The sequence below is a fragment of the Klebsiella sp. 141240 genome, from assembly GCF_050600805.1.
In the GTDB taxonomy this organism is placed as follows: Bacteria; Pseudomonadota; Gammaproteobacteria; order Enterobacterales; family Enterobacteriaceae; genus Klebsiella; species Klebsiella aerogenes.
Window position 1 is genome coordinate 70,615 of record NZ_JAQIRK010000017.1, and the last position, 8,633, is coordinate 79,247.

10 protein-coding genes, 1 tRNA gene and 1 pseudogene are annotated in these 8,633 nt (G+C 48.4%); 6 read left to right on the forward strand and 6 right to left on the reverse strand.

What is annotated here, in order from left to right; genetic code table 11:
- Positions 1-22 precede the first annotated feature (22 nt).
- The gene (locus PGQ95_RS22020; RefSeq protein WP_430919337.1) at positions 23-1,531 is read left to right on the forward strand and encodes a P-loop ATPase, Sll1717 family; all 1,509 of its coding nucleotides are present in this window, start codon (positions 23-25) and stop codon (positions 1,529-1,531) included.
- A 173-nt stretch (positions 1,532-1,704) separates the two neighbouring features.
- Here the strand turns inward: PGQ95_RS22020 and PGQ95_RS22025 are convergent, their stop codons facing one another.
- On the reverse strand, positions 1,705-1,830 hold the full coding sequence (locus PGQ95_RS22025) for a hypothetical protein (protein WP_430919347.1): 126 nt from the start codon (positions 1,828-1,830) through the stop codon (positions 1,705-1,707).
- Positions 1,831-1,852: 22 nt separating this feature from the next.
- On the opposite strand from PGQ95_RS22025, the pseudogene PGQ95_RS22030 reads away from it, so the two are divergent.
- A pseudogene (locus PGQ95_RS22030) lies at positions 1,853-2,104 on the forward strand (integrase); the annotation flags it as partial.
- 52 nt (positions 2,105-2,156) lie between these two features.
- Here PGQ95_RS22030 and PGQ95_RS22035 read toward each other — a convergent pair.
- The 4 genes from PGQ95_RS22035 to PGQ95_RS22050 all read right to left on the reverse strand — a co-directional run bounded on the left by PGQ95_RS22035 (position 2,157) and on the right by PGQ95_RS22050 (position 5,063).
- The gene (locus tag PGQ95_RS22035) at positions 2,157-2,315 is read right to left on the reverse strand and encodes a hypothetical protein (RefSeq protein WP_430919339.1); all 159 of its coding nucleotides are present in this window, start codon (positions 2,313-2,315) and stop codon (positions 2,157-2,159) included.
- Positions 2,316-2,454: 139 nt separating this feature from the next.
- Positions 2,455-3,018 (reverse strand): hypothetical protein, encoded by a 564-nt coding sequence (locus PGQ95_RS22040; RefSeq protein WP_430919341.1) that lies wholly within the window; start codon positions 3,016-3,018, stop codon positions 2,455-2,457.
- Positions 3,019-3,203: 185 nt separating this feature from the next.
- A tRNA-Ser gene (locus PGQ95_RS22045) sits at positions 3,204-3,291 on the reverse strand.
- A 143-nt stretch (positions 3,292-3,434) separates the two neighbouring features.
- Positions 3,435-5,063 (reverse strand): ABC transporter substrate-binding protein, encoded by a 1,629-nt coding sequence (locus PGQ95_RS22050; RefSeq protein WP_430919343.1) that lies wholly within the window; start codon positions 5,061-5,063, stop codon positions 3,435-3,437.
- Positions 5,064-5,328: 265 nt separating this feature from the next.
- Here PGQ95_RS22050 and yccA point away from each other — a divergent pair, with 265 nt between their 5' ends.
- Both yccA and tusE read left to right on the forward strand, forming a co-directional pair.
- On the forward strand, positions 5,329-5,988 hold the full coding sequence (yccA, locus tag PGQ95_RS22055; RefSeq protein ID WP_015704916.1) for an FtsH protease modulator YccA: 660 nt from the start codon (positions 5,329-5,331) through the stop codon (positions 5,986-5,988).
- Positions 5,989-6,075: 87 nt separating this feature from the next.
- On the forward strand, positions 6,076-6,405 hold the full coding sequence (gene tusE / locus PGQ95_RS22060) for a sulfurtransferase TusE (RefSeq protein WP_045360166.1): 330 nt from the start codon (positions 6,076-6,078) through the stop codon (positions 6,403-6,405).
- Here tusE and yccX read toward each other — a convergent pair.
- Positions 6,402-6,683 carry an acylphosphatase gene (gene yccX / locus PGQ95_RS22065; RefSeq protein WP_113374274.1) on the reverse strand — a complete coding sequence of 94 codons (282 nt, stop codon included), beginning with the start codon at positions 6,681-6,683 and terminating at the stop codon, positions 6,402-6,404. The two genes, tusE and yccX, sit on opposite strands and share 4 nt — an antisense overlap.
- Before the next feature lie 182 nt (positions 6,684-6,865).
- Here yccX and rlmI point away from each other — a divergent pair, with 182 nt between their 5' ends.
- Complete coding sequence (gene rlmI, locus PGQ95_RS22070; RefSeq protein ID WP_015367414.1) at positions 6,866-8,068, forward strand: 23S rRNA (cytosine(1962)-C(5))-methyltransferase RlmI; 1,203 nt, start codon at positions 6,866-6,868, stop codon at positions 8,066-8,068.
- A 98-nt stretch (positions 8,069-8,166) separates the two neighbouring features.
- Entirely contained in the window at positions 8,167-8,484 is a 318-nt protein-coding gene (gene hspQ, locus PGQ95_RS22075) for a heat shock protein HspQ (protein WP_015367415.1), read from the forward strand.
- Positions 8,485-8,633: the final 149 nt, after the last annotated feature.

Here is an 8,633-nt window from a genome sequence, read left to right on the forward strand (position 1 = left end):
ACGTAACTAAAAGGATTTATCAATGGCTATTGTTAAAACATTTTCTCTTAAAAGCAATCCCTTCGAACATTACACTGCTGAGAATGAACCGGATATAAGTTTATATGCAGTAAGACCACCATATCTTTCAGCCATAACTGACAGGGCTAGAAAGCTAAATTCTTTTATACTCTTTGGCCAAAGGGGCGCTGGTAAAAGTGCAACAAGGCTGACAGTGTTTAAAGAAGATTACTCAACAGAAGAAAAAAAACCATTCCTAGTTAACTTAACAGACTTTACTGACTTAATTGAAAAGTTTAAAAAAGGGAAGTTGACAGAAAGAGATATTATTTATCTTGTTGCTTACAACGTAATAGAACAAATGTTAGGATGGATTTCTTTACTTGAGGAAGTTGAAAGAAAGAAAGTCATATCACAATTAAGCGCTAAACAGCGAGAGTTAATTTTTGCTTTATTAAAAGGTTTTTATCTTTCTAAGAGCGAGGGAGAGAGAGAGTTAACTACTGAAAGCACTTTGAAATTATTGGATAGTGCATGGTTTAAAAAAAGTCAGGTATGGACAAGTCATCGATGGGAATCCATAAGTAAAGTTATAGCAGCAGCCATTAACGTACTTTCGAAAAAAACTTTAGAAGATGACACAATTGATATATCTAAGCCAGCAGAGGAATTACTTAAAAGCCTTACTGGCGAATCCGCAAATGCCCCCCGAGTTCTCATTAGCCGCTTAGTTGACTTTAGTCAATCTTTCGGTTTTTCAGGGATTTGTGTCTTAATTGATAAACTTGATGAAACTGCTGTTACTACTAACTCTTCAGAAGCAACAGCTCAGCTAATTTTTCCTTTACTATCAAATATACAACTACTTGAGATTAATAATTTTTCATGGATAGCATTTGTATGGGATGCTGTGCAGGATCATTTTAATAAAAAATATAAAATTAGACTTGATAAAATAGCTCATGCAAATATTTCATGGGATTATGATGAACTTAAAGAAATGCTAGATAAAAGGATGTCATTCTTCTCAGATGGAAAATTAAACTTTGAAGGCGTATTGAATGTTAGTGGGGATAAAAATAAGGTTATTGAGCAACTGATTCATATTTCTGTTAAATCTCCACGTGAGCTCATAAAACTATGCGATATTATATTTAGGGAACATGATGCTAATGAACTCACAGGTGGTATTAATGAACAGTCTTTGAACTCGGGTATTGACAAGTATTGCTTGGATACGATTGGCACATGGTATGATAATGATGTTTTACAGCAAATCTACAGATTGGGTAAAGATAATTTCGTCAACAAAGATGTTCAAAGTTTGTTTAAAATAAGTGATCAGGGTGCTCGTAATAAAATTAGAGGCTGGGAAGATATGCAGGTTGTTAAAAAAAAGGGCACCACTCCGAGTGATGCCGGTGGCAAGCCTGTAACTCTTTATGAAGTAGCAGACCCTCGTATAGTTAGAATAATAAATAAAGAACTTGATCCTGCTGTAGGGTTTTCAGATTTAAGCGAAGAAGAGTGAGCAACATCACTTAATTTTTGGCTTATGCACTGTCAACATATATCTATGCTAACAGTGCTTTTATCTGTCATAGGAAGAGTGTCGTGTCCGCTCCTCGCTCAAAGCGGACTGTCAGATTTGATTGCATTCTGCATGCACAAATTGTCAGTTGGGGTCTGGACAAATAAACACGATTACTGGATTTCTAATGCAGATAATTTCTCCTCCAGTTCGTCTACTCGCTTAATCAGCACCTTTACCGCTGCCAGCGAGTCCATAGTGATTACGTTGTTATCCAGCTGCAGGCGATCGTCGTTCACCCTCTCACCGTTGCACATGTATGGGCGGGTGAATAAAATAACATTCAATACATGGTGGAATAATGCGAAAAAGCAAGCCGCGGTGAAACTGGGTCGCCCTGTTCCGGGTACGTTCCACGATATTAAAGCCAAAGCAATTTCAGACTATGAAGGTAGTAGTAGAGACAAACAGCTATTCAGCGGACATAAGACGGAACTTCAGGTAACAACATACGACCGAAAAGTGAAAGTAACACCGTCTCTTGATTTCCCCCCGCTCGATAAGCCAGATTAGTACATACACAAAAAAGCCCGCTGTCGCGGGCTCAATCAAAGAAACGATACCATCAGGCAGCTTTATGCTCTATAGGAGTACCAGAGTTATCCATCTCGGCGTCACACATCTCCTCAAGCTTTTGAGGATCCAAGCTCTGCCAGAACTGTGTTGCCTGTGCAATCAAGGCCAGCGTATCGACAACATCGAACTTAGCGTCTTGATTTCTCATGAGGTGATTCCTTATGCCTACGTAATCAGTTGACGGATACGTCAACATGTTGGTTGCAGTATAAGGTTTGCGGAAATTTTTATCAAATTGCTAATCAACGAAAAATGCGGAAGTGCGGAGGAATTGAAAGAGCACTTTTTCAGCGAGCTATGTTTCGTGTCATCCCATCGGTAATGGCTTGTTCAATTTCAATGAGATTCGCACATAAATGTGGCATGCAGAACGCATCTTCATAGAATCCGAATTTTCTGTATAGCGGCAGATAACGAGTCTTCGGATTCATGATGTACACTTCATCATGCCTAGTCGCTGTTGCCATCGAGTGAGCAAAAATCAACGTGGATAACCAAACTCGCTTTGTCAAAGGACTATCTTTGCTTTTAAGAAAGTTTTCCACCATACAAATTTCTAAACGATGCCGACGCTGATCAATCCGACATAAAGCTGCTCCACCAGGGAATGCATCATCAACCCCTTTAATTCTCATTGAAAGGTCGAGCACGTCTTCATTTAGCGGATTTCCGTATTGCTCAAAGGCCCATACCCATGGCAAATCTCCATACGAACCAGTCTGAAGCAAACGAAGATCATCTGGCCGTAACTTCCCATACCTTAACCCCCAACCAAATTGATCGGCGATACTTTGGACCGAGTTGATGCAAAAATCATGTATGTGGGAGTAAGTTAATCCAGGCATCTGCATACTTGACCAATCCATTCAAGAAATTACAGACAGTCTATCAAGAAAATAAATATTGGGGTAACTTGATTATGTAAAAGATATGTTAATTAACGATAGGACACAGAATATACCAAGTGAATATACCAACACTATACCAAGAGCCCAAAGCAAAAAGGGGTTACCTTTCGGTAACCCCTTTTCATATTTGGCGGAAGCGTAGAGATTCGAACTCTAGAACCCTTTCGGGTCGCCGGTTTTCAAGACCGGTGCCTTCAACCGCTCGGCCACGCTTCCGGTATGGGGCGCACTATAAACACCTCTGCCGATGCTGTAAAGCATCATTTTGTTCAACTGCCTTAAAAACAAACAAATCTGCGTTATTCGTCTGAATTTCAGGCAGTTTGCGCAGAAATTCGGCGTTAAGAACGCCCTTTGACTCAGTGTTTTATGATGTACATATCTTTGGTGTAGTAATAGCCCAGCTTATCCGGCTCGAACCCACCGACCCACGGCTTCACTAAATGGGTACGCACGTAGTGATAAACCGGAATCGCGGGCACATCCTCAGCCAACAGATCCTCCGCTTGCTGATAGAATTTGCCTCGAGCGGCGGCATCCGCCGCCTTCGCCGCATCATGCAGCGCTTTATCATAGGCCGGGTTACTGTACTGACTGGTGTTTTCGCTGTCGCCGGTGCGGAAGTTATTGAGGAATGACGCCGCATCGTCATAATCCGCGATCCAGGCATAACGCACAGCATCAAAATTATGCGTATGCATGGTATCCAGCATGGTCTTCCACTCCTGATTCTGCAGCTTCGCCTCTACGCCAAGATTTTTCTTCCACATCGAACTGGCGGCGATGGCAATGCGCTGGTGCGTCTCCGAGGTGTTATAAAGCAGGTTAAAGACCAGCGGATGACTTTCGTTAAAGCCCGCCTCGTTAAGCAGTTTTTTTGCCTCGGCAATGCGTTTGTCGCGCGGCCAGCTGGCGTAATCCGGTTGTTTAAGCGTAACGCCGCCGATATCGGGCTGGCTAATCAGCCATGCCGGACGCTGCCCCTGCCCCATCACCTTATCGGCGATGATATCTTTATCCAGCCCCATGTTGAGCGCCCGTCGCACTCTGGGGTCATTAAAGGGCGGTTTAGTGGTATTGAGTTCGTAATAGTAGGTCGCCAGCTGTGGAGAAACATTCAGCTGCGAGCCCATCGTTTTCTTGAGTAACGCAAACTGATTCACCGGCAGCGTATAAACAATATCTATCTCACCGGCTTTATAACGATTCACATCCGCCGCTTCGGAAGTAATCGGTAGATAGGTCACTTTATTGATTACCGTATGTTCATTATCCCAGTACTTAGGATTGCGTTGCGCCACGATGCGCTCGTTGACGACCCACTTCGAAAGCGTGTAAGGGCCGCTGGTGACAATATGTTCCGGTTTAGTCCATTTATCCCCAAAGCGCTCCACCAGCACCTTATCAATAGGCACCAGCGACGGGTGAGCAAGCATTGCGAGGAAGGCGGCGTTAGGCTGATCCAACGTGACCTGCAGCGTGGTATCGTCCAGCGCTTTTACGCCGAGAGTTTCCGGCGGCTGTTTTCCCTCCGAAATATCGCGGGCGTTAACGATATGCATATTACCCGGATAGCTGGCGTACGGCGAAGCGGTGGTCGGCGTGACCAGCCGCTGCCAGCTCCAGACGATATCCTGCGCGGTAATCGCTGTCCCATCGGACCAGGTGATGCCAGGGCGCAGATGGAAAGTCCAGACGAGGTTATCTTTATTCTCCCACTTCAGCGCCAGCCGCGGCTGAATCTCGCCCTGCGGCGAAACGCTCACCAACCCTTCGAACAGATCGCTGATGATATTATACTCAACGTCGCTTTCGACCTTATGCGGATCGAGCGAGGCGGGTTCATTACCGTTGTTCCTGACGAGCTCCTGTTTTGCTGCAAGTTCGCTACCCTGCGGGACCTGGGCGGCCATTGCCGCGGCCGCGCTGCCGAGTAACCCCAAAACCAGTAATGCGTGTGTGATGTGGTTATATTGTTGTAGTTTCATTTCCCTTGCCTTTATGCTTCGTTGATACCCCTTCCACACTTAGTCGCTGACTGGCATTAAGGCAATATTTTTCAGTGACCTATAAGATTCAGATCTGCTTTCCGCCGCTGAACGCATAAACATACTGTCGTAATCCATTTTGCCAGAATAAAAAGCTACCCCACCGGCGCCGGGATCTGAGTAAAGATGGGTAAAAGCATTATGGCTTTCGGCTCGCTTTTCTTATGCTTCATAACTAATTACATCTGTCATAAGAGAGTGACTCATGGATCGTATAATTACCTCATCGCGTGACCGTTCATCGCTGCTCAGCACGCACAAAGTTCTGCGTAACACCTATTTTCTGCTCAGCCTGACGCTGGCGTTTTCGGCTATCACCGCCACCGCCAGCACCGTGCTGATGCTGCCGTCTCCGGGGCTTATCCTCACCCTGGTGGGCATGTATGGTCTGATGTTCCTGACCTACAAACTGGCTAATAAACCAAGCGGTATTCTGGCGGCCTTCGCCTTTACCGGCTTCCTCGGCTACATTCTGGGGCCAATGCTGAACGCTTACCTCTCCGCAGGCATGGGCGATTTGATCGGCCTGGCGCTGGGCGGCACCGCGCTGGTCTTCTTCTGCTGCTCGGCTTACGTATTGACGACGCGCAAAGACATGTCCTTCCTCGGCGGCATGCTGATGGCGGGCGTGGTGGTCGTTCTGATTGGTATGGTGGCGAACATCTTCCTGCAGTTGCCGGCTCTGCATCTGGCCATCAGCGCGGTGTTCATCCTTATCTCTTCCGGCGCGATTTTGTTTGAAACCAGCAACATCATCCGCGGCGGCGAGACCAACTACATTCGCGCCACCGTTAGCCTGTATGTTTCGCTGTACAACATTTTCGTCAGCCTGCTGAGCATCCTCGGCTTCGCCAGCAGAGACTAACCTTCTCTCCTGCAACACCAGGCCTCGCTTATGCGGGGCCTTATTTTTTGCTACACTGCGCGCAGTTTCCGCATTATGTGAAAAATCATGTTTATCTTTGAAGGCAGTGAAATAGAGACCGATAGCGAAGGCTATCTGAAAGAGACGACTCAGTGGAGTGAAGCGATGGCGGAAGTTATCGCCGCACAGGAAGGGATCACCCTGTCCGTCGAACACTGGGAAGTAGTGCGCTTCGTGCGCGATTTTTATCTGGAATTCAATACTTCGCCAGCCATCCGTATGCTGGTCAAAGCAATGGCGAATAAATTCGGTGAAGAGAAAGGCAACAGCCGCTATCTGTACCGGTTATTCCCCAAAGGGCCGGCCAAGCAGGCGACGAAAATCGCCGGCCTGCCTAAACCGGTGAAGTGCATTTAATAGAGAATGGCGAATTTTTGCCACTCTCTGGTGGGTTGATGGGGCTCAGTTAATACCCTGTCGACCCTTGCGCTACGCGGACCGCCGGCCTTAAGCCAGGCAATCAGTTTTTCCACCTGTTCCGCTTGTCCGCAGGCCAGCACTTCCACGCTGCCATCATCCAGATTTCGCGCATAACCGGTCAGTCCCAGCTGCAGCGCTTCACGCTGCGTTGAATAGCGGAATCCCACGCCCTGAACGACTCCGTGAACCCACGCCATCGTGCATACCTTCGCCATTATTACCTCCTCAACTGCGCTATCCTGATGCAGAGCATAGCAAATTATCGCCAGCATACTCGCTTTTGCCTGACGCTAAAACATCCGCCCGACGGCGGCAGGAATGGTGCTTGCCCCAGCCAGTTATGCTAATCTACGCGCCATTTTTCGGTGCCGACGCTCCGTCGCTTAAAGGTAGCCCCATGACAGATTCCATTATCCCACGCTTAGTATTAGCCAAAGGACGCGAGAAATCCCTGCTGCGTCGCCATCCATGGATTTTCTCCGGCGCCGTCGCCCGGATGGAAGGTAAAGCTCGTTCCGGCGAGACGATCGATATCGTTGATTCGCAGGGGAAATGGCTCGCTCGCGGCGCCTATTCGCCCTCCTCGCAGATCCGCGCCCGTGTCTGGAGTTTCGATCGTCATGAAGCTATCGACAATGCTTTTTTCGAGCGTCGCCTGCAGCAGGCGCAAACCTGGCGCCAATGGCTGGCAGAGCGCGATGGTCTTGACAGCTATCGTTTAATCGCCGGGGAATCCGACGGCCTGCCTGGCGTGACAATCGATCGCTTTGGTGATTTCTTCGTCCTGCAGCTGTTGAGCGCCGGCGCGGAGTATCAGCGTGCGGCTATCGTTAGCGCCCTGCAGACCCTGTTCCCGCAATGCTCGATTTACGATCGCAGCGATGTGGCGGTACGTAAAAAAGAAGGGTTGGATCTGGCGCAGGGCCCGGTGGTAGGTGAACTGCCGCCGGCGCTGTTGCCTATTACCGAACACGGTATGCAGCTGCTGGTGGATATCCAGGGCGGCCATAAAACCGGTTACTATCTCGATCAGCGCGATAGCCGTCTGGCGACCCGCCGCTACGTCGCCGATAAGCGCGTCCTCAACTGCTTCTCTTATACCGGCGGATTCGCGGTTTCTGCGCTGATGGGCGGCTGCCGTCAGGTCACCAGCGTTGATACCTCACAGGAGGCGCTGGATGTCGCCAGACAGAACGTTGAGCTGAATAAGCTGGATCTGTCGAAAGCCGAATTCGTACGCGATGACGTGTTCAAACTGCTGCGTAAATATCGCGATCAGGGGGAAAAATTCGATGTCATCGTCATGGATCCGCCGAAATTCGTCGAAAACAAAAGCCAGCTGATGGGCGCCTGCCGCGGCTATAAAGACATTAATATGCTGGCGATCCAGCTGTTGAACCCAGGTGGCGTACTGCTGACTTTCTCCTGTTCCGGCCTGATGACCACCGATTTATTTCAGAAAATCATCGCCGACGCCGCAATAGATGCCGGGCGTGATGTACAATTTATAGAGCAGTTCCGTCAGGCTGCCGATCACCCGGTGATCGCAACCTACCCGGAAGGTCTGTATCTGAAAGGGTTTGCCTGTCGCGTCATGTAACTTGAAAAGCGGAACATCGCCCACACGTTATTCTCATGACTCAAGAACATTTGAAGATGATGGATACAGTGGGCGCCAGCGTTTCCCGGGAGGTGACTATGATTGCCAGCAAATTCGGTATCGGCCAACAGGTTCGCCATACGCTACTCGGCTACCTTGGCGTAATCGTTGATATCGATCCAGAGTATTCGCTTGACGAGCCCGCCGCGGATGAAATCGGCGCCAACGATGAACTGCGCGCGGCCCCCTGGTATCATGTTGTGATGGAAGATGAGGACGGCCAGCCTGTTCACACCTACCTCGCGGAAGCGCAGCTCAGTAGTGAAGCCAGCGATGAACATCCCGAACAGCCGTCGATGGACGAACTGGCGCAGACTATCCGTAAGCAGTTGCAGGCGCCGCGGCTGCGTAACTGACTGGCCTATGTTCCCGATGCTTTGTTAAAAACCCCGTTAACACGGGGTTTTTTATTGTCATCCCTAAACCACCTCCTAGGGAGGTGGTGATTGATCCTGTAAGGCTATAGCCTGAAGAATGCCCATGCCGGAATATCTCTGCTTACTCA